This is a genomic window from uncultured Flavobacterium sp. (assembly GCF_951805225.1).
Taxonomy (GTDB): Bacteria; Bacteroidota; Bacteroidia; order Flavobacteriales; family Flavobacteriaceae; genus Flavobacterium.
Genome location: NZ_OX638201.1, coordinates 1,068,740 through 1,091,656 on the forward strand (window position 1 = coordinate 1,068,740; position 22,917 = coordinate 1,091,656).

A 22,917-nucleotide genomic window follows, 5' to 3' on the forward strand; every position below is an offset into this window, starting at 1 on the left:
ATGAAAACATATATCAGCGCAATTTTTGGTCTTTTATTTTTGGTTTCCTGCCATGATAAAAAAGAACTGCAAAACACAGCAGAAGTTAAAAACCAGGAAAATAGTATTCAGTTAACTGCTGAACAAGTAAAAAATGCAGGACTTATTATAGGAACTCCTGAAGAAAGAACGGTTAAGGGGATATTAGAACTTCAGGGAACGGTTACGGTTCCGCCAAAAAGTGTAGTTTCAGTTAGTATTCCGCTTGGCGGCTATATCAAAAAAACGGATTTAATGGCGGGAATGCACGTTCGAAAAGGGCAATTATTGGCCGTTGTAGAAGACATGCAATACATACAATTGCAACAGGATTATCTTACGGCAAAAGAAAAATTTCAATTGTCTAAAAGTGAATACGACCGACAAAAAGAACTGAATGCCAAGAAAGCAAGCAGTGATAAATTGTATGAACAAACGGCTACAGAAATGCAAACACAACGCATTTATATGTCTTCTTTGGCACAAAAACTTTCTTTGTTGGGAATTAATGTAAAGACACTTTCGGCTTCTAATATTAGTAAAACGGTAAGTATTGTTTCGCCAATAAATGGTTTGGTTTCTAAGATTAACGTAAACGTAGGAAAGTATATTGCGCCAACAGATATGCCTTTTGAATTGTTAGAAATGAGCGATATTGTACTTGTTATGAATGCTTTTGAAAAAGATGTTCATTTGCTTTCGGTAGGGCAAACGGTTACGGCTTTTACGAATGCAAAACGGTCTAAAAAATACACAGCAAAAATTGCTTATATCAATCAAAGTCTGAACGATGATCGTGCTGCCGAAGTAGTTTGTAAAGTCAATCAATATGATAATTCACTAATTCCGGGACTTTTTATTAATGCTGAAGCTGAATTTGAAAACGAAAAAGCGATTACGGTTCCGGAAGACGCGGTTGTAAGATGGCAAGGCAAGTTTTTTGTTTTCGCTTTAAGCGGCAATAATCAATACAAAATGGTTGCTGTAGAACCGGGAACGACAACAGATGGTTTTCGTCAGATAAAATCTTCTGCGATTGATAAATCTTCAAAAATTGTAACTAAAAATGCGTACACACTTTTGATGACTTTTATGAATGGTGGCGATAGTTAAGGGATAATTTAACAGAACTTCATAAAAAGGAATAGTCTTTAGAAATATTGATTATTCCTTTTTTCTTTACACATTGTTTTATGCTTAGAAGTTAAGATATGCGTATATTTGAAATAGTAAATAATAACAATGCTATCTATGAAAAATATAGGATTTTTATCTTTTGGGCATTGGGCGAATCATCCTTCCTATAAAGCTCGAACGGCAAGCGATACACTACTTCAGTCTATTGATTTGGCGGTTGCTGCAGAAGAAATTGGTTTGGATGGCGCTTATTTCCGAGTTCATCATTTTGCGCAACAGTTGGCATCGCCATTTCCTTTGCTTTCGGCAATTGGAGCTAAAACGAGCAAAATAGAAATTGGAACTGGCGTTATCGATATGAGGTATGAAAACCCTTTGTACATGGTAGAAGATGCCGGAGCCGCTGATTTAATTTCAGGCGGACGTTTGCAATTAGGAATCAGTAGAGGATCACCGGAACAGGTTATTGACGGTTGGCGCGCTTTTGGTTATGAACCTGAAGAAGGTGAAACAGACGCAGATATGGGACGCAAAAAAGCTTTGGAATTTTTAGAAAGACTGAAAGGCGAAGGATTTGCGGATCCAAATCCATTTCCGATGTTTCCTAATCCTCCTGGTTTATTGCGCCTTGAACCTTATTCTGAAGGATTAAGAGAAAGAATTTGGTGGGGAGCTGCGTCTAATGCGACCGCTGTTTGGGCTGCTGAAAACGGAATGTATTTGCAAAGTTCTACTTTGAAGTATGACGAAAACGGTAAGCCTTTCCATATTCAGCAAGCCGAACAAATCAGACTTTATAAAGAAGCATGGAAAAAAGCTGGACATCAACGTGAACCACGAGTTTCTGTAAGCCGTTCGATTTTTGCATTGATGAACGATCAGGACAAAATGTACTTTGGCGATCAAGGTCGAGGTTCTGATAGTTTTGGTAATATAGAAAGAGATAAACGCGCAATCTTCGGAAAAAGTTATGCTGCTGAACCTGATAAACTCATCGCAGAGTTAAAACAGGACGAAGCAATTCAGGAAGCTGATACGTTGTTGCTGACAATACCAAATACTTTGGGCGTTGACTACAATGTGCATATATTATCGTCTATTCTGGAACATATTGCTCCGGAAATGGGTTGGCGATAAACGATTTCAAAAGAAACATAAAAAAAGCTCTCTTAAAAAATTAAGAGAGCTTTTTTGCATATTATTTTTTTAAAAGTTTGTCTTATTTAAGAGCATAATTGATATAACCTCCGTCAACTACGATTTCAGTTCCCGAGATAAAACTCGCTGCATCTGAAGACAGGAATAATACCGTTTTGGCTATTTCGCTCGGATCTCCTAATCTTTGAAGTGCGACAGCATTTGCAAGATATTCTTTTGCTTCAGCAGGAACGACGCTATCTAATCCTGGAGTTGCGATAGGCCCGGGACTAACAATGTTGACACGGATTTTTCGTTCTGCAAGTTCATTTGCTGCAATTTGAGCAATTTTATTCAATGCTCCTTTTGTGGCAGAATAAATACTGGTTGATAAATTTGCAGCGGTTGCGACCGTTGACGAAGTAAAAACAACCGATGCACCGTTTGCTAAATAAGGAAGTAATTTTTGCAGCGTAAAAAAGTGACCTTTAACATTGGTGTTAAACTGAGCGTCAAAATCGGCTTCTGTAACCTGATCAATTGTTGTGAATGTTCCAATTCCTGCATTTAGGAAAAGGACATTTAATTCTCTTTTAGTTTCTGAAAAAGCATTTACCAAAAGAGATATATCTGCCAAATTTGAAGTATCTGAAACTACAGTCGTCAATTTAGAACTGTTAATTTCGGTTGCTGCTTTTTGAAGATTTTCTTTATTTCTCCCTGTAATCCAAACGTTTGCGCCTGAATTTATAAATTCTTTAGCAGTTGCTAATCCAATTCCTGTAGTTCCGCCAATTATGATGACATTTTTGTTTGTGAAATCCATTTCTATGTAATTTTTAGTATTAATAGAGCAAAGTTAGTACAGGTAAATTTATTTTAGTTACTTTGTAACGAAAAGTAACAGTAACATTTGAGTAACAAGGTAACTTATGGAAGAATATGAATGTCAAGTAGGACATAAAAAAGAGATTATGGCTGTCCACGATGCAATGGATGTGCTGAACGGAAAATGGAAAATTTCGATTATTTCCTCTATCTGTTATTATAACAAAAGAAGATTTTCTGATATTTTAAGCGATGTTAGCGGTATTTCGAATAAAATGCTAAGTAAGGAATTAAAAGATCTGGAGATGAATCAACTCATAACCAGAACTGTTTTAGATACTCAACCTATAAGTGTTCAATATCAGCTAACAGATTATGGTATGACATTAAAAGAGATCATAAACAAACTTACTGCTTGGGGAATAGAACATCGAAAAATGATTACAGGAAACAGATAAAACTTCTTCTTCTTTTAAAGCATTTGAGTATTATTATCAATGATTTAGATTGTTGATAATCAGTATTTATACTGCTTTTACATTCCAAAATATTTTTTAATTTTATAAGTATAAATCATACACTTATTAATCAAATATTAAATTACTTTATTATGGAAAAAAGAATATTTATTATTGCTATTCTCATGATGGTGTCTTGCGGAAAAGAAACACCGTCATCACAAACACAAGTGCAAAATGATACTGTAAATACGGTGTCAATAAAAAAAGATCACATCTTAGTGACTGAACCTCTCACAGCAGAAGAACAGGCAAAACTAAAACCAATCGATGTGATTAATCGTTTAAAACAAGGAAATAAAGATTTTGTAGAAGATAATTTAACCGTTCGAAATACTACTGAACGTGTTAGAAATGCTTCGTTAGGCCAGTTTCCTAAAGCGGTTGTATTATCCTGTCTCGATTCCCGCGTTCCGGTTGAAGATGTATTTCATAGCGGTTTAGGCAATTTGTTTGTTGCCAGAGTTGCCGGAAATATTGTCAATGATGATATATTGGGAAGTCTTGAATATTCTTGTAAAGTTTCTGGCGCAAGAGTAGTCGTTGTATTAGGTCATGAATATTGCGGAGCAGTTATTTCAGCCATTAAAAATGTAAAACTTGGAAATATTACCACTTTATTGGATAAAATTCAGCCTGCAATAGCAATAGCTAAAAAAGATTTCAAAGGCGAACCTAAAGCCGAAAATGAGGAGTTTGTAGAAGCAGTTTGTGACGCAAATGTTTATCATTCGATAGCGGAAATTAGAGAAAGAAGTCCAATTTTGAAAGAGATGGAAAAAAAGGGCGAAATAATTATCTGCGGAGCTGTGTATAATATGAAAACGGGTAGAGTAGAATTTTTAAAATAACGAATAATCTACCTCAATATTGTCATTTCGACGGAGGAGAAATCTTCGCAAGTAACTCTGCAATCATAATCGACAATCTTTGTCGAGCTTCTCGTGGAGATTTCTCCTCCGTCGAAATGACAAAATCTTCTCGATTTTGTGTCTTTAATATTATTAGAATGCCTATTTTACAATTTACTATACTGTTTCGGTTTAACACCAATATGAGCAGCAAAGACTTTCGAAAAATGACTTAAATTCGTGAATCCTAATTTGTATCCAACATCAGAAACAGATAAATCTCCTTGTTTTAAAAGTATTGCAGCTTCTTTCATTCTAAATTCCTGATAATAATTGAAAATACTATTCCCGAAAATCTGCTTGAATAAATTCTTCAGTTTGGTCGGACTCATATTTGCAGAAACGGCGAGATCATTAATCACAGGCGGAATACTTAGATTTTCAAGCATTTGCTGTTTTACTTTATAAATCTTCTCAACATCATTATTGTTTAAAGTATAAAGTTGTTTTGTATCTCGCTTTTCTAATTCAATTAATAATCGGCAAATCAGTTCTTCTGCTTTTATTCTTAGAAAAAGTAATTTGAACGTTTTAGAAATAGATTCTGATATAATTTCATTTACAATTTTTTCTAAAGAAGGATACATCATTTGTTCAAACAACAAAGGCTGTTTATTCTGTAGCAGATTATATAAAATTGTTGATTCTTCGGAAATTTCGAAAAGTTCACTCAAATAATCAGCATTTATCTCAATATTGATAGTCGCAGTATTCGTATGAATTGGAATTACGGTATCGGTATTTAAACTGCTGGTTCCAATTAAAACTGACGGAAGCATTTTTGTTTTTGATTCTTCAGCTAAAGTTTCTGTTGCAGGAAATATATTCTGAAACTTAAAAAATAACGTCTTCTTTGAATGATCTATATCTATATTTTCGACAATTATATCTTCATTAAGTTCATAATTAGAAATGATCATTCTGATATTGGTATTGAATCGAAAACCAATGCAATATCCTCTTCCAAACTTTTCAGGAATTTCCAGTTTCCAATCTTTTATTTCGGTACTCAATAAATGAGCAAATGCTTTTAGAACATTTGGCACCGTTTGCTTTTGAATCATAAAATGTCTTTTACGGCTATTTTTATGCCTAATTAGATTATTTTAACTCTAATATACGGAATAAATTTGTGCCATAATTGAAAAAGTATTTAAAATCATGAAATCTAAGAAATATAAATTGTGGATTATTATCGGAATCGTTCTTTTGAATTCCATTGGGTTTTCTATTGTATTGCCGCTTCTGCCTTTTTTGATAAGCAAGTATTTACCGTCTCAACAAGTAGTTTTAGGCATGAGTTTACTGATGTCAATTTTCGCTGTTTGTTCTTTTTTTTCGGCACCGGTTTTTGGAGCATTAAGTGACAGATACGGAAGAAAAAATATCCTTTTGATAAGTTTGCTTGGTTCCGTAATTGGCTATGTTTTGTTTGGAATTGGCGGCGCATTATGGATTCTGTTTTTGGGAAGAATAATCGACGGACTTACAGCAGGGAATATCAGTATTTTATTCGCTTATATAGCTGATACAACTGAACCAAGCGAAAGAGCGAAATGGTTTGGATATATTGGAGCCGTTATGGGAATAGGAAAAATAGGCGGACCTGCATTGGGCGGTTTATTAGGAAGTATTTCGATTGGATTACCATTTTTTATAACTGCAGCGTTGATATTTCTTTCGGGAATGGCGGTTTATTTTCTATTGCCTGAATCATTGGCTGCTGAAAAACGAACCAAACATTTATCGGTTTCGAGTTTCAATACTTTCTCTCATTTTAATGAAATTTTCAAACTAAAAGGACTGAAACCTTTATTGATTTTGGGAGTTTTATTCTATATCGGTTTAAGTATTTTTCAGTTTAATTTTACCCTTTTCTTAAAAGACATTTACCAATGGACTCCCGGATTTATTGGCGGAATCTTAACTTTTGTTGGTATTTGTGATATTCTTACCAGAGCGGTTTTATTGCCTTGGTTATTGAAACATTTCAACGAGAAAAATATCGGAATCGTGGGTTTGATTATTTTGGGAATTGGTTTAGGATTAATTCTGTTAAGCGTTTATGTACATTCGACAGTGCTTATTTCGCTTGCGGTAATCTGTATTATTTCGGGCGAAGGATTATTTGATCCAACATACAATGGCAAATTATCGCAATCTGTAAAAGAAAGTAAACAAGGGAAATTACAAGGCGTAAACCAAAGTTTGCAATCGGCGATTAATGTGTTTATTCCTTTGTTGGCGGCGGCTATTTATTATTATAGTCCAAGTATATTGTATGCAACTGCGGCATTTATTGTGCTCTTGGCAGTAATGATGTATGCGAAATATAAACCTAAAAATTAATCAGGAAAAATTAGCTTAAAGCTGCTCGGTTAAAACCTATTGTATCTCTGTACAATTGTGGTGAAATATCAGTTTTACCTTTAAATACACGGCTAAAATAATATTCATCATCATAACCAAGTTCGTAAGCAATCTGTTTTACGGTTTTGTTTGTGAGATATAATTCTCTTTTTGCTTCGACAATGATTCTTTCGGTTATCAAATCAGAAAGTGTCATGTTGAAGTGATTTTTTGCTGCTCGCGCAAGAACAACAGGCGTTACATGCAACATATCGGCATATTCGCTTGCAGAATGTTTAGTTCTGAAATTATCCTCGATTGCATTCCTTAAGTTTTGTATAATGAGCAATTGTTTGTCATTACGAACTTCATCATTAACAGTTTGTTGTTCGAGTTTTATTCTGGTCGCGAGGACTAAGAATATTTTCAGATAAGAAACCAAAACCTCATCTTTTCTTAAAGCTTCCATTTTCAATTCGGCGATAATTTCTCCAACGATGTTCAGCAAAGTTTGTTTGTTGTTTTGATCCAGAAGTATAAAAGGTTGCTGATAGATATTATTGAACAAAATACCATTTGCAGCGATCTCTTTATGATTTCTGTATATGCAGAAGAAATCATGATGAAACTGGATCGAAATACCTGTCAAAACTCCTTCTGAAGCCAACATGAAAGGCTGATAAGGATAAAAAGCAAACAGCGTATTTTCTTTAAAACTATATTCGGAAAGATCAACTTTTGCTAATCCTTCGCCTGACGTAATAAGAATCAACGTAAAGTAATTATTGCGCTGAATATGATCGAAATAACTACTGTTATCAAATTCAAATACTTTGAATGATAAGTTGCCATTTTGCTGATTAACGAGCGTATATACAGATTGTGATAACATAACGATTCACGATTTGTTTAATAATTCTAAAAATTGAGCATTAAGAACATTACATTCTTCGATGCAAATATCGCCGATTATTTTGGGTTTAATTCCCCATTTCGGTACATCTTCAGCCGCCAAAACATTGTATTTCGATGTAAAACCTCCAATATAAGGAACGCTTGTGCCATAAACAATTTCAGGTATTTTATGATGGCGTATCATATAAGAACACATAATGCAAGGTTCGTGTGTTGTGTACATACTTGCCAAATGCAGTTTATCCGAATATCCATTTTTGAGAGCATCTCTAATCGCCATTATTTCAGCATGATTGGTAATATCTCCGGTTGATTTTCCTGATTCGATACCTGTACCAATAACTTTTTCATCTAAAACAATAATTGCTCCCACTGGCGGATTACCTTCTGCCAAAGCAGTTTTGGCTAGATCCAAACATTGATGCATATAATCTTGAAATTCCTTTTGCATAATTTATAATTTAAAGGTCATTTACGTTTGATTTTATAAAGGTATATTTTTTTAACACATAGAAACATAGCTTTTGTTTACTAAAACAAGGCGTTTCACTTAATCTAAATACACATAGTAAGCTTTATGTGAAAGAAATGTATTTCTTTTTGTCTCCTTTTGTTGCACATAAAATCTATGTTTCTATGTGTTTAACATTTTTTGCATGATTAAAAACTGCCCTCTCAGTAAATAAGAGGACAGTTTAAAAATTGAATTAGAAAATTAAAATTTCGTAACCTTCTTTTCTAAGGTTCACAAAACTTGGTAAACCCGGAGTTCCAGGAACTGCATTATCGTTCAATAATTCATAACCCGAAACTTCGGTACCAAATACGGCAACACAACCTTTAGAAAGACCATGAACGTGATCTTTTACTTCGTTATAAAGAGCATTAACCGGATGCTCAGGTTTTTCTAATTGTTCAGGCCATCTGATTCCTGCGCCCTGAAAAATAATTTTTACATCTTCACCTTCGTGTTTAAATTCATATGCCGATGCTAAAGCATTGAATACACGTCCTAACGCTTCTTCTGAACCCGCTTTTGGATCAGAAAGAATAATAATAGCTGTTTTTTTCATTTGATTAATTTTTATTAACAAGGCAAAGATCTGGCAGCAATTGTCGCCAAAGAATGGATGAAATTTACTTTATGATGGAGAATTTTTTCATCATCAGATTTTCTATTAAATAATGTTATAAGTAGGATTATGAAACTTTAAAAAATAAAGAATCAGTCAGAATAAGACTTTGAAAGATCAGGTTCAAAACGTCCATTATAAAGTAAAAATCATCCATTTCTTCCGAAGTAATCTCTGAGCAACTTTGCATCAGATTATAATTCACATAAGTAGAACTTAAAAAATAATAATATGTCTGTTTCTGATTTATTTAAACCGCTTACGCTGCTGCATGGTCCGGCAATGAGAAATCGTTTCATGTTGGCGCCGTTAACGAGTCAGCAAAGTGATTTTGATGGCACAGCATCTGAATACGACCAATATTGGATGGAACAACTTGCACAAGGCGGCTACGGATTAATTCAAACGAGCGCTTCAACTGTCGAAGCGGGAGGTATTGCGTTTGAGCGTCAATTAGGAATTCATAGCGACGATCATTTATTTGGTTTAACCAAAATGGCAACTTCTATTCGAAATGGAGGCGGATTATCAGCTGTACAATTACATCACGCCGGACATCGCGCCAAACCTTCAATAGGAGGGATTCCAGCGCCGGCTTCGGGCAAAACAGTAGAAGGAATCAAAGCCATTACAACCGAAGAAGTTGAACGCATACGCGAAAGTTTTATCGCTGCTGCAAAAAGGGCTCAACTGGCAGGATTTGACGGAATTTCAGTTCATGGCGCTTTCGGATGGATCCTTTCCGAATTTATGTCTCCAAATTTGAACGATCGTACCGATAAATATGGCGGAAGTCTGGAGAATCGCGCTCGTTTTACAATTGAAGTTATTGAAGGAATTCGGGAAGCTTGCGGTCCTGATTTTCAAATAGGATGGAGGTTATCGATTGAACGATACGGATTACTTTTAGAGGAATTACGCGAAGTTACCGCTGAAATTTTTGATCGGGAATTAATCGATTATTTAGATTTAGCTTTATGGGATTCGGCTCAAATCGTTCGTGACGGAACTTTTAAAGGAAAAACAATGTTGAGCGTTTTTACCGAACTTCCCCGTAAGGGAGTACGTTTAGGCGCGGCAGGAAAAATTATGAGTGCGCAACGTGCCGGAGAACTTCTGGATGAAGGTTGTGATTTTGTACTTATTGCTCGTGCAGCCATTCTTCAGCGTGATTTTCCTCTTCAGGTAAAAGCAAACCCAATGTATGATAGTCCGCAGTTGCCTGTAATGGCAGATTATTTGCGTCAGGGCGGATTAAGTGAACGTTTTATTGATACCATGCGTGGATGGCAGACTTTTGTGAAAGCAGGTTCGTTATAAAAAAAATCCCATTTCAGAAGAAATGGGATTTTAATTTTGCTATTAAATATATCTAACACATAGAAACATAGATTTTTTTAGCTAAAAAGAATACAAAAAGAAATACATTTCTTTCACATAGTCCCGAAGCTTCGGGATCTATTTTAAATAAGTGAAACGCCTTTTTTGAAGGGCCAAAATCTATGTTTCTATGTGTTAAAATGTTATTATTATATAAAACTATTGCGCATCCCAAGAGGCGCTAGGATAAGTAATAGAACTTGTTACCGGAGCTTTCCAGTATTCCTGACTTCCGCCACGGAAAGTGTGAAGACTTACTGCATTTACATTTCGCTTAGAATCATTAGTTACCCAACGAATTGTTTGATTCAATAATTCTGTACCATTTACATAATATTTGACATATCCGTTAGTACTTGATCCGGTATTTAACTTAACAGATATTTGACAGTTATAAGTAACTCCTTCTTGTATGAAGTACTTTTTTCCGAAATCATTACCAAATTGTCCCGGCTGATCTTTGTAATACACATAAGGCTGAAGATAAGCTCCACTTCCTTTGGCAGAATTTGATCCGTTTGGACAATACCACATAAATCTTGCGCTACCGCCATTTCCGTCCCATCCCGGATCGCCACCAGTATTCTGATCACCAATTAATATTCCGTATCCGCATTTACCGCCTCGGCTCCAGTAAAATCCGGAATTAAATCTCATTTGGAACCAAACAGTATAAACGCCTTCAGACCAAACTCCAAACGACGTACATAAACCGCCTGGACACGATAATGTATTGGTTTGTAATGTGATCGTTCTCGATCCGGCACTTCCTGCTAATGCAGCAGCAACTGATGCGGCAGCTTTTTTAGTGTTTTCTTGTAATTCATTGTTAACGATTTTTAGCTCGTCTTTGTTAGTGCTTTGTGGCTCATTTGACGCTAGTTCCTTTTCGCAGGAAGTGAACACTAATGCTGTAATAAATAGCATACTTGTTAATCTTAATAATTTTTTCATTTTTAAAGGTTTAGGGTTAGTAAAAAAATAATTACATTGCTGATAATGAAATAGAAAGCTTTTTACAATTCTCAAAATCACTACCAATGCAATTAGTAATTGATATAGCAAAGTTGATTAATAACATTTTGTAAACGGATTAAAAAAGTACGATTTTGGGTACACAAAAATCCCGAAGTTGTATTTTATGTCTTATTTTTAGGGTTTTAGAAATGCTCTTAGATTCAGATCGGTAATATTGGTAAGAGATTCCGTAATACGTATAATAGTAGTATTGTAATTAGTTTGGAAATTTGCAAAAGAGAATTTTTAAAATCACAATAAGATGAATAATATAAAATTAAACAATGGTATTGAAATGCCCATTTTAGGATTTGGCGTTTTTCAAATGCAGGATATGGCAGAATGTGAACAGGCTGTAGTAGACGCAATTGAAGTAGGATATAGATTAATTGATACTGCTGCTTCTTATATGAATGAGGAAGCCGTAGGAAAGGGGATCAAAAGAAGTGGTATTGCAAGAGAAGAATTGTTTATTACCACAAAACTTTGGGTTAGTGACACGGGTTATGAAAATACCAAATTGGCTTTTCAGAAATCTTTGGATCTTTTACAATTGGATTATCTGGACTTATACCTGATTCATCAGCCTTATGGTGATATTTATGGTTCTTGGCGCGCGATGCAGGAATTATATCAGGAAGGAAAGGTAAAGGCTATTGGAGTTTCTAATTTTCATCCTGACAGAGTTATGGATTTAGTTGTTAATACTGGTTTTGTTCCGGCTGTAAATCAAATTGAAACGCATCCATTTCACCAGCAGAATGAAACTCAAAAATTCCTTCAGGAGAATAACATTCAAATTGAATCTTGGGGACCTTTTGCTGAAGGAAAAAATGATATTTTCCAAAATGAAATTCTAACAGTAATTGCTCAAAAATATAATAAATCAACGGCACAGGTTATTCTGAGATGGCTGACTCAAAGAGGAGTTGTTGCTATTCCGAAATCAGTTCGTAAAGAAAGAATGGCAGAAAATTTCAACATATTTGATTTTGAACTTTCAACTGAAGACATGAACGCAATCAAAACTTTAGATACAAATGCAAGTTTATTTTTTGATCACAGAGATCCTAATATGGTAAAATGGCTTAGTGAACGAAAAATAAGCAGATAAATTTAATTATACATCTAAATAGATACTGCTTCATAAATAAAAAAGCCTCCAAGATCAAATGATTTTGGAGGTTTTTTGATTTGGAAATTATGATGTTTTCTTTAGAATGCCTGTGTAAAGCTTACAGTTAATCGAGTACCGTTTTCCTTTACATAATTCATATTACTAGATTGCCATTGCGAAATAACGCTATAATAATCTTTATTGAATAAGTTTTCTACACCAAAACGGATCGTACTTTTTTCTTTGAAAGTATAACTCGAAGAAAGGTTAAATGCGGTAAAAGATTTTATAGGTCCGGTTCCATAAGTATAAGCTCCGTTAACAGGTTCAAATCTGTCTCTTCCTGTTGAGCTTATCATTTGTAAAAAGATTGACCAGTCTTCAAGCGGTCTAAAAACAGTATAAGCAGCTATTTTTGGCGGATTGATACGATCTCCTCCCAAATACACTTTTTTGTCTGCAAGTTCGCGTTTTCCTTCTGTAAAAGAATAATTAGCTCCAATATCAAGTTTTGGATGAAGACGATATTTTGCTGACAATTCAAAACCATAGATTTTTTCTGGTGAACGTGAAATCTGCGGATTACCATCCACATAAACATAAGATGCTCCTAATTTAGAAGTACTGTAATAAACAGCTCCTTCATACGAAAGTTTATCTAAAGCTCCAGAGAATCCAAATTCATAATTATTTGCCGTAACCGCTTTTATCGAAGTATTACTTACTGTATTTTCTTTTGCAGCACGTAGAACCAAACCTAAATCGGCTACACTGAAACTCTGAGAAAAACTTACAAAAGGTTTAAACAATGTCCATTTTGTATAACGTAATCCAGCGTTAAACATAAGCGCATTAAAATCTAATGCTCCGCCATTTACTGCAATTCCGCCTCCAACGTAAGTTCCGTTTACATAGTTTCGAATACCAATTGTAGTATAATCTGGTACATCAATGTTGACATTCTCCAATCTTAAACCTGTCTTTAAAACCAAATTTGGTCCAAACATGTTTTTAAGTTGGAAATAAGGCGCCAAATTGTTCATTTTCATTTCCGGAATAACTAATCTTCCGTCTGTAAGATGAGTATCTGTAATGTCCGAAAGAATATCCAATCCATAAGTTAAGTTACCGGATATAAGAGAACTGAATTCATATGGAGTATTTAAATTTAAACGAAAACCCAGTTTCTTACTTTGTGTTGCCGGTTGTCCGTTATTTTCAAAAAAGTCACTGTAATTAATTAGCGTTAGATAATCTTGAAAATAAAGAGTAGCATTCACATCCGTATTTCCAATTAAATTCTTTCCTATATAACTTAAACTTGCATTATGATTGTAAGGCGTTCCTTCCGGATCTCCAGGTCGTTGTCCTTTAACACCAATTGTTGGAGAATCAAAATTGCTGTAAACTCCGGCTTTAGCAATATAATCAGTATGTTGAGTACTTTGGAAATAGTTATACATTGCTTCAATGCGATTATTTGAATTTATATCATAACCAATTTTCGCAAAAGCGTTATAGTTTTTAAGATCGTTCATTCCGTATTCAGGAGAAAGTACGCGACCTTTTGCATCACGATAAAGACCAGTTTCTTCATAACGTCCGCTTACAACATAATCGATTTTGTTTATTTTTCCTGTAAAGAGTTGAGACACAAAGAAACCCGCAGTTCCTTTAGGCTGAATCAGAGAGAAATTAGTTCCTGCCTCAGTTGAGCCGCTTATTGCTTTGTCTGTATTTGCTTTTTTGGTGATATAATTGATCAAACCACCATCTGCGCCATTTCCATAAATTGCAGTTGCGCCTTTAATTACTTCGACACGATCTAAAACTGTAGGATCCAGAGATCGCATATCTTTTGCACCATCTCTAAGTGGTGTAGATTGCGGAATTCCGTCAATCATTACCAAAACTCGGCGTCCGCGTAAAGTTTGACCTAAGTTTTGTGTTCTATTAGTTGTAAATCCTAAACCGGGAACTGTTGCGCCTAAGATATCGCTAAGATTAGAACTTATACTTAATTGTTGTTGTATTTGCTTTTTGGATAATAAAGTAACAGAAGAAGGAACTTCGTCTAATATTTCGGCTTTTCTGGAAGCAGAAACTACAATTTCTTGTAATTCGTTATCGTTTTTTGATTTGTCAGGCAGAATTGTATCCTGAGTTTTTGTATTTGTTGTAGTAGTTTGTTGTGCAGAAAGTGAACTTATAGAGAAGAACACTAAAAGTAAAGCATAAATTCGCATAATTAATTTTTATTTGGATTTAATTAAAATAGCTGCAAATATAGCGAATCTAACGTATAAAATAAGAGTAGAAAAGGCTTTAATTATGGCATTTTTGCTGCTTATAACTGTGATTTCTGTTGGAAATACTAACGTAAAAAGTTATTTATCACAAAACCAGTTTAATAGTGTTTTTGACGTGATTTTAAAATGATTATCTTTTTCCAAATTTTTAAACTTGAAATGAATTATATCTTATAAAAAAACCTCCATTATTCCTAATGGAGGTTTTGTATTTAGTTTTTTGCAACTTCAAATTTAACTTGCATCGATTCAGGTTCTTTAAAAACTTCAATTCCTTTTTCGATTCTCGCCAAAACAATTAATCCCGCTTTTATTTCGTGATCGTCCTGATTGTAGAATACAGCAATTCCTCCGCCAAGCCAATATGCAAGATCACCTTTTTGAAAAGATGTTTTTATACTTCCATTCTTGGACAATTCTCTTGAAATTCCGCTGTATTTTTCTCTTCCACTCAAATCATTCATGTTTAATGTTAAGGGCAACATTTTTATAAAGTCTTTTGAAGTTTGACTATCTGTAAACTCCGCGTATAGAACCGTTTTACCAGTTGTTATTTTTAATTTTTGGCTTTGGCCAAAGGAAGAAACGGTACTTAATATCATAAATAGAAAAGCGATTAAATTTTTCATGTAAAGATTGTGTTTCAGATTTCAGGCAATTTATAACCTAATTTTAGCTTATAAAAATTTTGCATAAAATTGACTCAATTTAGTAACTGCTTGATTTACATATTCAGGTTTCCAATAGGTTTCGATATGCGTTGCACCTTCGATAAGGAATAATTCTTTGTTTTTTGAATTAGTTGCCTTTGCAAAAGCATCTTCTGTCATGTAATAAGAATCAGCTTTGCTTCCTGCAATCATCAATAAAGGTTGCTCAATTAAATCCATATTTGTTGATGCATCCCAAGTCATTAAATCTAATAAACTGCTTAAAGTATATTTTGCACTTGAATTTGGGTGTGAGTAAGTTATCGTATAATATTCGATTCCTTGTCTGTATAAATCCACAGGAATCTTGGCGATTTGTTCTTTTGTCATAGGCGTTGAACTATTGTTTGCATATAGAATTTCGCCTCCTGCAGCTTCTTGTGCTCTGGCATCTGAAGCTTGTTTTAATCTTTCCTGAATTGTTGAAAGTTGTGAATTCATATAGCCATTACGTCTTACAAGCCCGGAATTAAACATACTTAAAGTTGCAACTACTTTAAATCTTTTATCTGATTGTGCTGCTTTTAAAGAATAACCGCCGCCGCCACAAATACCAAGTAATCCAAGTCTTGATGCATCAACTCCTGCATATTGAGAAATGAAATCTGCCATAGAATATATATCTTCGATTCGATTTGCAGGTTTATCGACATTTCTTGGATAACCGCCACTTCCGCCTTGATAAGCTGCATCGGCCGTAATTGTAATATAACCTTGTTCTGCAAGATGTTGTGCATATAAACCAGCGACTTGTTCTTTTACACCGCCATTTGGATGTGCTATAACTATTGCCGGATATTTGTTTGCAGCATTATAATTTGGCGGTGTATAAACGTTGGCAACGATAGTAATATCTTTAATTTTATAACTAACCGGATTTATGTTTACTTTGCCTTTTACATTTTCGGTTATTGCGCCATCATAAACCAAAGTATAAGGATTTTGATTGCTTTTTATGGTTTCATTATTTTTCATGTAAATATTTTTTAAAATTTCTTTCATTGAATTTCTTTCTGCAGGACCAACTTTATTTTTAAGAATGTTTGCTATATCGTTTAGTTGGGTTTCTGTAATTCCGTTATAAATACCAACATTTATATGGGAACGTAATTGTGTTTCGGCATTGCCTAAACTTGCTAATGTTGCTATTGTAACTATTTCTCTGGTTTTAAAATCTAAAATATCACGACTGAAAATATCTGCAAAAAGATGTTCTTTTAAAAAAATATCAATTATTGGAGCAAAATCAGCAGTGCTTGTTTTCATTTCTTTGCCCAATAATTTAGTTTGTAATGCTGTTCCTTTTTTTAGTTTATTTTCATTGGTTGCAACAGGAGAAGCGTCTTTTCCTATTTCATCGTGAATTCCATTTTTTTTGCGTTCATCGAGAACTGTAATAAAGGTACTTAAAGCATTCAGCGTACGCGGAAAACCTGCATAAGCATAGATTTGCACCATTATTTCTTTGATTTCATTAATGCTTAAACCGGCATCTAATCCGCTGTTTAATGAAACTCTTAATTGTTGTGTTTCGCCTTTTGCAGTAAATGCTGCTATTGGCACTATGCTTTGTTCTTTTTGAGTTAATGATTGGTCTGATTTCATGCTTGTCTGGGCGCTTAATGAAGTTATAAATGCAAATTGAATTGTAATTATTAGCAGATACTTAATTGATTTCATACGTTTCATATTCAGATAATTAAATTGATAATGCAAAGTTCCATTAATTGAAAAAAAGATCGCTTATATCAATTACGGGATTACTTACCAATATTACAGATTGGCAGATGTTTAAGAAAAAACGGTGATTTATTTTATAGTTTTGTATAGAATTAAACCATATTTAAGATGGATGATATTATAAAATTTGATACAATAAGTCAATACAATACTTTTAATAAGCAGGAAACTTTGCATCCTTTAATAAGTCTTGTTTACTTAGATAATGCAGATCCAAGGCAGCATCGAAAATTGAATTATAGTTTTTATACTGTTTTTTTGAAACAAATCTATTGCGGCGATTTGCGCTACGGATTGAGTAATTATGATTATGAAGAAGGAACATTAATTTTTTTGGCTCCGGGACAAGTTATTGGTCAAAATAGCGACGAATATTATCAGCCTCAAGGTATTGCATTAGTATTTCATCCTGATTTATTGCTCGGCACATCATTGGGTAAAAAGATTCAGAATTATAGCTTTTTTTCTTACGCTTCAAACGAAGCATTGCATTTATCCGAACAGGAAAAACAGATAATTTTAGATTGTTTTACGAAGATTAATCACGAGTTGAAACATGCAATTGATAAACATAGTAAACACTTGATAGTTGCAAATATTGAACTGTTTTTAGATTATTGTACTCGTTTTTATGACCGACAATTTATAACCAGAGATACAGTACATAAAGGAGTTTTAGAAAGATTTGAAGATTTATTAAACAGTTATTTTTCTTCTGATAAACCTTTGAAAATGGGACTTCCTGCTGTTGCTTATTTTGCTGAAGAACTTAATTTATCGCCGAATTATTTCGGTGATTTAATAAAAAAAGAAACAGGAAAAACAGCTCAGGAATACATACAATCTAAAGTTATTGAAGTGGCTAAAGAAAGAATATTTGACCAGAGTAAATCTCTTAGCGAAATTGCTTATGCATTGGGATTTAAGTATCCACAGCATTTTACACGATTGTTTAAGCAAAGAGTTGGAGTTTCGCCAAATGAATATAGGCTCTTAAATTAATTTTAGAAATATAAAAAAAGAAACGCTTAAAATAGAATCTACTTTAAGCGTTTTTTTATAATAATAGTTATAATCAAAATATCATTGAATGTAATTCTAACACATAGAAACATAGCTTTAGCTCGCTTAAAAAAGGCGTTTCACTTATTTTAAACAAACATAGTTGGTTATGTTTTAGAAACCAGTTTCTTTTTAACTCCTTTTTCTTTTAATAAAATCTATGTTTCTATGTGTTGAAAAAATATTTATGACATAACTTATTGATACAATAAATAGTAATTACAACGATGACGTTTACTGCTATAATTTACGTTCAGATATGTTCCTGAAACTGGTTCTTTCCAATCTTGTCGAATGATATATAATCCTTTCATTGTTGGATAAAAAACAGCTTCACCATCTTTATTCAGAACCAATTCTTTCTCCCAATTCTCCGGATTAAAAACGCGAAGTTTTGTTCCCGATTTTGAAGGTTTTCCATCGAAAAAAGCTTTAACGGTTATTTTACCATTCTCAGAAATTGTTACTAAATCAAGCTTCTGAATTGGATTAATATCAATTGCTTTTGAATCACCAACATTATATACTGCTGCAATATAATCAACAGGCAAAACATTTTCTCCTCCCGATGCAGAGCGATCTACAACGGGATGTTTATCATTAATTCCGATAATTCGATATTGTCCTTCATTTTTTGGAATAAAAACGGCAAGCCATGAATCTTTTTTAAGTGTAAGCTTCAATTCCTGTTCATTGCCTTTATAATCAACAATTCGCATTTTAAAATCTCCTGCTAATTGAAGTTCTTTTCCGGTATCTCTATGTCGCACGCCATATTCGTCCATACTTCCATAGCATAATTCGATGTTTACGGGTTCATTGGCTTTGCCCGAACCTTTTACATCAATCCAATAAGCGCTTGCCATTATTTTGGGACTAACCAAATAGAGACAAAAACTAAAAAAGATCTTGATTAACAATTTGTTTTTCATCGGATATATTCTTTTAAATTGACTTAGAATTTCAAAGCAAAACTACCAATAAACTGAGCAGGAGCTTGAGGTGTTAGTCTCACGTTCCATGCTTTTTCACTGGTAAGATTATTCACTTTAAAGCTAATTCTGTATTTTGGCTGATCGTAATATAAAGCCGCATCAAACATTTTATATTCCGGAATTGTAACCTTTGTAGTTTGCGTATTGATAACGTAAGACATGCTTCCGTAATTACCACCAAAACCAGCACCTAATCCTTCAAATTTACCTTCAGGAATACGGTAACTTAACCACAAGTTCACTGTATTTGCAGGTCCGGAAAGAGCAGGGCGTAAGCCATTTACAGTTGCATCTGCTTTGGTATATTTACTGTCATTATAAGCATAACCTGCAATTACATTGAATCCTGAAAACGGATTTGCTGTAAATTCAGCTTCAAAACCTTTACTTCTTTGTGTTCCATCCTGAATCGAATATGTAGGATCTGTAGGATCTTGTCTTAACGAATTTGCAACCTGAATATCATAGTAGCTCAATGTACCAACAAGACGGTGCTCAAAAACATCTCCTTTTACACCAAATTCTAATTGATTGGCATGTTCCGGTTTAAAAGCAGTTCCATCAAGAGCTTGTCCGCTTTTATTTAAGAAACCATTCATGTAGTTCGAAAACAATGATAAATGATCTTTACTTAATTCGTAAACTAATCCCATTTTTTGAGAAAGTGAAGTTTGGTTGTATGGTCCTGCAGAAGTACCATTTGCACCAAGTCCGCCAGCAGTAACACCGGTTGCAATGTTGTAAACACCAAGATATTCGTAGCGGTCAACACGCAAACTTGCCATTGCTAATAATCTATCCGTTATATTAAAAACATCAGATACATAAGCTGCATAAGTATTGTCTCTGTTTTTTTCTTTACGCAATGTTCCTTTTCCAGCCTGAGCCATTGCATTTACAATTTGCAGATTTGTTCCTGAGTTTGCTGGTGGATTTACAAAATCAAAAGTATCAGTATTGATTGTTAATCGGTCAAAATCATTGTAATTATTGTAGTAATCTAATCCAATAACCATACGGTTTCTAAACTTTCCGATTTTAAAATCACCAATAAAATTCTGTTGAAGATCTGTAGCAATAAAGTTTGTGTTACCTGAAATTACCTGAACACGAGCTGTAGTATCACTCAATGCATTAATTGCTGTAATATTTCCGTCAATAGTAGATCTTGCTCTTGAGAAAATGGTTTGCGAAGTCCATTCTTCAGAAATTTTATAATTGATTTGTCCGAAGATATTTAACATCTGAGTATTGTAAACCAAATCATTACTCATGAAAGTTCTTTCGTAAGGAAAGGCAATGTCAACAATAGATCTCGTTGTATTACTTTTATTATATGGATTGAAACGCACTACAGAGGTACCTTCTTCCTGACCAAATTCTACATCAAGTAACAACGATAATTTGTCTGTTATTTGGTAAGAGAAACTTGGCGCAATACTGATGTTTTTAGTAAAACCAAGATCCTGAAAACTTTTTTGTTGTGTTGTAGCACCGTTAAGTCTGAATAATGCCGTTTTATCTTCATTTACCGGAGTATTCACATCTACAGTAAGGCGATTAAAATTGTAACTTCCACCAGAATAGGCAACTTCTCCGCCAAAATCATTGTAAGGTTTTTTAGTTACACGATTGTATACACCACCATAACTACTTGCTACACTTGCTCCAAACAAAGTTGCCGAAGGTCCTTTAATAGCCTCAATACGCTCTAAATTTACCGGATCTATTGAGGAGAAAGCTTGTCCGGCTACACCATTTCGTGCATTAGGTTCAGTTTCAAAACCACGAGAACGAAAGGTTACACGCCCTTGATTTGCCGTCATTGGAATACCTGCACCAGGAACGTTTTTTGAAATACTTCCCAAGTCAACAGCAGATTGTTCAATTATAACTTCTTTAGAAACTGTATTGTAAACCTGTGGATTCTCAAGATTTTTAAGAGGAAGACGCGCAACATATTTACTTTCTTTTTTAGAAAATCTGTTCACATCGCCAGAAACCGTTACTTCTTGTAAAGCCATAACATTTTCTTCCGGTAATTGATAATTAACAATTGCAGTTCCTCCTGCAGTTACAGTTGTTTCAATATCTTTTTCGGCAGCTCCAAGCGCCTGAATTTTTATATGATAAGTTGCAGCAGGAATATTTTTGAAGCTGTAATTACCATTCACATCAGTAAGAGTAGCACGGTTTAATTCGACTATAGAAACAGAAGCAGAGGCAAATGGTTGACCGTCAACAAGTTTAACCTGTCCGGAAATTACGCCCGTAGATTGGGCAAAAACAGTAGTTGTGCTTACTAGTAGAGTTACCAGAAAACAGTATAAAAATTTGTGCATAAAAATTTAATTGTAGGTGTTTATAAGAGCCGCAAAAATAAACAATTATTTAGATTCAGTCTTAATAAAAGCGTTTAAATAACGATAAATTAAACTTTGTTATAAAACATAAGAATTCAGAATTTGTACAAAAAGATTGTTACAGAGTTGCTTTTATTTTATGATAAAGCTTGTAAATATGATATTGAAGTTTGAATAAGAAACGTGTAATTTGAGATTCACATGTTGTTAGATTTTAAAATATAAGCGAAAATTATGTGTTTTTTAATATATTAAAGTAAACTAGAAATAGGCATTCGAAAAAGCTCATCAGAATATCTTTAAGACTCGTATTTTTTTAGTTTTTCTTTAAGTTCTTGGTTTTCTTTGGTCAGAAACTCAATTTTTTCCAATAAAGAAGCCGGAAGGATTTCGAATTGTTTATTGAGATTATGAGAGATTATATTTTTTCTAATATTAGCTTCAAATACATCTTCTTTATTTACGCCCAATACATCAGTAATCTTACTCCATTCTTCCTCAGTTATATCAATTACACCTCTTTCTTTTCGGCTATAGGTTGCCTGTGTCATGGCAAGACGATCTGCCATCACTTCCTGGGTTATGTCTCGTTCTAACCGTAATTGCTTTAATTTTATTTTCTTTTTCAATAAAGAGGACTTATAGAATTTAGTGTTTGTTGTGAAAATAAAAATATAGAAAAGTATCTGAAACTTATTTTTATCAGTGTTATCTTAAGCAGAAATTAATTTTAGCTTTAAAGCCAAATATTACATTTGTAATTTTTGTAATCAGCTGTATATGATTATTATAGTTCCTCCAATAATCATAATTACACCTATAATTCCAAGCGGACTAATTTTTTCGTTCAAAAATAATACCGAGAGAATTATGGCGATGGCGACACTTAATTTATCGACTGGCGCTACTTGCGAAACTTTTCCAATTTGTAAAGCTTTAAAATAAAATATCCACGATAAACCCGTGGCAATTCCCGAAAGGCACAAAAAAATCAGGTTTTGTTTCGTTAATAAATGAATTGAATTGGTACCGCCTCTAAAAAAAGCAATTCCCCACGCCAGAATCAGGATAATAACAGTTCTGATTGCTGTTGCCAAATCTGTATCAACACCTTTAATTCCCATTTTAGCAAAAATTGCCGTTAGTGCAGCAAAGAATGCCGAAAGCAACGCAAATATCCACCACATAATTCTTGATTTTTTGAATTGATTAAAAGCAAAGTAAATTCACGATTTAGTTTTAATTCTGAATTTTTGAAGTTTAGACCGTTTTTTTATC

Annotated in this window: 21 protein-coding genes; 8 read left to right on the plus strand and 13 right to left on the minus strand. The window is 33.9% G+C overall.

Features of this window, described 5'->3' with window-relative positions; genetic code table 11:
- Together WN975_RS04565 and WN975_RS04570 are read left to right on the plus strand one after the other, a co-directional pair.
- Entirely contained in the window at window positions 1-1,131 is a 1,131-nt protein-coding gene (locus tag WN975_RS04565) for an efflux RND transporter periplasmic adaptor subunit (protein ID WP_337965437.1), read from the plus strand.
- Between the two features lie 138 nt (window positions 1,132-1,269).
- Window positions 1,270-2,292 carry an LLM class flavin-dependent oxidoreductase gene (locus WN975_RS04570; protein WP_337965438.1) on the plus strand — a complete coding sequence of 341 codons (1,023 nt, stop codon included), beginning with the start codon at window positions 1,270-1,272 and terminating at the stop codon, window positions 2,290-2,292.
- Between the two features lie 82 nt (window positions 2,293-2,374).
- Here the strand turns inward: WN975_RS04570 and WN975_RS04575 are convergent, their stop codons facing one another.
- On the minus strand, window positions 2,375-3,118 hold the full coding sequence (locus WN975_RS04575) for an SDR family oxidoreductase (protein WP_337965439.1): 744 nt from the start codon (window positions 3,116-3,118) through the stop codon (window positions 2,375-2,377).
- A gap of 106 nt (window positions 3,119-3,224) precedes the next feature.
- On the opposite strand from WN975_RS04575, the gene WN975_RS04580 reads away from it, so the two are divergent.
- Both WN975_RS04580 and WN975_RS04585 read left to right on the plus strand, forming a co-directional pair.
- Window positions 3,225-3,578, plus strand: a complete 354-nt coding sequence (locus tag WN975_RS04580; protein ID WP_337965440.1) for a helix-turn-helix domain-containing protein — start codon at window positions 3,225-3,227, stop codon at window positions 3,576-3,578.
- Window positions 3,579-3,730: 152 nt separating this feature from the next.
- Window positions 3,731-4,489: a carbonic anhydrase family protein gene (locus tag WN975_RS04585; protein ID WP_337965441.1), complete on the plus strand. Its 759-nt coding sequence runs from the start codon at window positions 3,731-3,733 to the stop codon at window positions 4,487-4,489.
- Window positions 4,490-4,656: 167 nt separating this feature from the next.
- On the opposite strand, the gene WN975_RS04590 is transcribed toward WN975_RS04585, so the two are convergent.
- On the minus strand, window positions 4,657-5,613 hold the full coding sequence (locus WN975_RS04590) for an AraC family transcriptional regulator (RefSeq protein WP_337965442.1): 957 nt from the start codon (window positions 5,611-5,613) through the stop codon (window positions 4,657-4,659).
- A 97-nt stretch (window positions 5,614-5,710) separates the two neighbouring features.
- Here WN975_RS04590 and WN975_RS04595 point away from each other — a divergent pair, with 97 nt between their 5' ends.
- Window positions 5,711-6,898, plus strand: a complete 1,188-nt coding sequence (locus tag WN975_RS04595) for an MFS transporter (RefSeq protein WP_337965443.1) — start codon at window positions 5,711-5,713, stop codon at window positions 6,896-6,898.
- Between the two features lie 10 nt (window positions 6,899-6,908).
- Here the strand turns inward: WN975_RS04595 and WN975_RS04600 are convergent, their stop codons facing one another.
- The 3 genes from WN975_RS04600 to WN975_RS04610 form a co-directional block, all read right to left on the minus strand.
- Window positions 6,909-7,790, minus strand: a complete 882-nt coding sequence (locus WN975_RS04600) for a helix-turn-helix transcriptional regulator (RefSeq protein ID WP_337965444.1) — start codon at window positions 7,788-7,790, stop codon at window positions 6,909-6,911.
- A gap of 6 nt (window positions 7,791-7,796) precedes the next feature.
- On the minus strand, window positions 7,797-8,264 hold the full coding sequence (locus WN975_RS04605) for a nucleoside deaminase (RefSeq protein WP_337965445.1): 468 nt from the start codon (window positions 8,262-8,264) through the stop codon (window positions 7,797-7,799).
- 256 nt (window positions 8,265-8,520) lie between these two features.
- Window positions 8,521-8,886: a DsrE family protein gene (locus WN975_RS04610; protein WP_337965446.1), complete on the minus strand. Its 366-nt coding sequence runs from the start codon at window positions 8,884-8,886 to the stop codon at window positions 8,521-8,523.
- A 291-nt stretch (window positions 8,887-9,177) separates the two neighbouring features.
- On the opposite strand from WN975_RS04610, the gene WN975_RS04615 reads away from it, so the two are divergent.
- Window positions 9,178-10,266 (plus strand): NADH:flavin oxidoreductase, encoded by a 1,089-nt coding sequence (locus WN975_RS04615; RefSeq protein WP_337965447.1) that lies wholly within the window; start codon window positions 9,178-9,180, stop codon window positions 10,264-10,266.
- A gap of 219 nt (window positions 10,267-10,485) precedes the next feature.
- Here the strand turns inward: WN975_RS04615 and WN975_RS04620 are convergent, their stop codons facing one another.
- Window positions 10,486-11,280, minus strand: coding sequence for a hypothetical protein (locus WN975_RS04620; RefSeq protein ID WP_337965448.1), 795 nt, complete (start codon window positions 11,278-11,280; stop codon window positions 10,486-10,488).
- A 325-nt stretch (window positions 11,281-11,605) separates the two neighbouring features.
- On the opposite strand from WN975_RS04620, the gene WN975_RS04625 reads away from it, so the two are divergent.
- A complete protein-coding gene (locus tag WN975_RS04625) occupies window positions 11,606-12,457 on the plus strand; it encodes an aldo/keto reductase (RefSeq protein WP_337965449.1) in 852 nt (283 codons plus the stop codon).
- A gap of 101 nt (window positions 12,458-12,558) precedes the next feature.
- Here the strand turns inward: WN975_RS04625 and WN975_RS04630 are convergent, their stop codons facing one another.
- The 3 genes from WN975_RS04630 to WN975_RS04640 all read right to left on the minus strand — a co-directional run bounded on the left by WN975_RS04630 (window position 12,559) and on the right by WN975_RS04640 (window position 17,159).
- Window positions 12,559-14,706, minus strand: coding sequence for a TonB-dependent receptor (locus WN975_RS04630; RefSeq protein ID WP_337965450.1), 2,148 nt, complete (start codon window positions 14,704-14,706; stop codon window positions 12,559-12,561).
- A 275-nt stretch (window positions 14,707-14,981) separates the two neighbouring features.
- Window positions 14,982-15,398 (minus strand): cyclophilin-like fold protein, encoded by a 417-nt coding sequence (locus WN975_RS04635; RefSeq protein WP_337965451.1) that lies wholly within the window; start codon window positions 15,396-15,398, stop codon window positions 14,982-14,984.
- A 48-nt stretch (window positions 15,399-15,446) separates the two neighbouring features.
- Entirely contained in the window at window positions 15,447-17,159 is a 1,713-nt protein-coding gene (locus WN975_RS04640; RefSeq protein ID WP_337965452.1) for a carboxymuconolactone decarboxylase family protein, read from the minus strand.
- 168 nt (window positions 17,160-17,327) lie between these two features.
- On the opposite strand from WN975_RS04640, the gene WN975_RS04645 reads away from it, so the two are divergent.
- On the plus strand, window positions 17,328-18,221 hold the full coding sequence (locus WN975_RS04645) for a helix-turn-helix domain-containing protein (RefSeq protein WP_337965453.1): 894 nt from the start codon (window positions 17,328-17,330) through the stop codon (window positions 18,219-18,221).
- Window positions 18,222-18,478: 257 nt separating this feature from the next.
- Here the strand turns inward: WN975_RS04645 and WN975_RS04650 are convergent, their stop codons facing one another.
- The 4 genes from WN975_RS04650 to WN975_RS04665 all read right to left on the minus strand — a co-directional run bounded on the left by WN975_RS04650 (window position 18,479) and on the right by WN975_RS04665 (window position 22,826).
- A complete protein-coding gene (locus WN975_RS04650; protein WP_337965454.1) occupies window positions 18,479-19,147 on the minus strand; it encodes a hypothetical protein in 669 nt (222 codons plus the stop codon).
- Window positions 19,148-19,236: 89 nt separating this feature from the next.
- On the minus strand, window positions 19,237-21,618 hold the full coding sequence (locus WN975_RS04655; RefSeq protein ID WP_337965455.1) for a TonB-dependent receptor: 2,382 nt from the start codon (window positions 21,616-21,618) through the stop codon (window positions 19,237-19,239).
- A 320-nt stretch (window positions 21,619-21,938) separates the two neighbouring features.
- The gene (locus WN975_RS04660; RefSeq protein WP_337965456.1) at window positions 21,939-22,268 is read right to left on the minus strand and encodes a helix-turn-helix transcriptional regulator; all 330 of its coding nucleotides are present in this window, start codon (window positions 22,266-22,268) and stop codon (window positions 21,939-21,941) included.
- Window positions 22,269-22,409: 141 nt separating this feature from the next.
- Window positions 22,410-22,826, minus strand: coding sequence for an EamA family transporter (locus WN975_RS04665; protein WP_337965457.1), 417 nt, complete (start codon window positions 22,824-22,826; stop codon window positions 22,410-22,412).
- Window positions 22,827-22,917 lie beyond the last annotated feature (91 nt).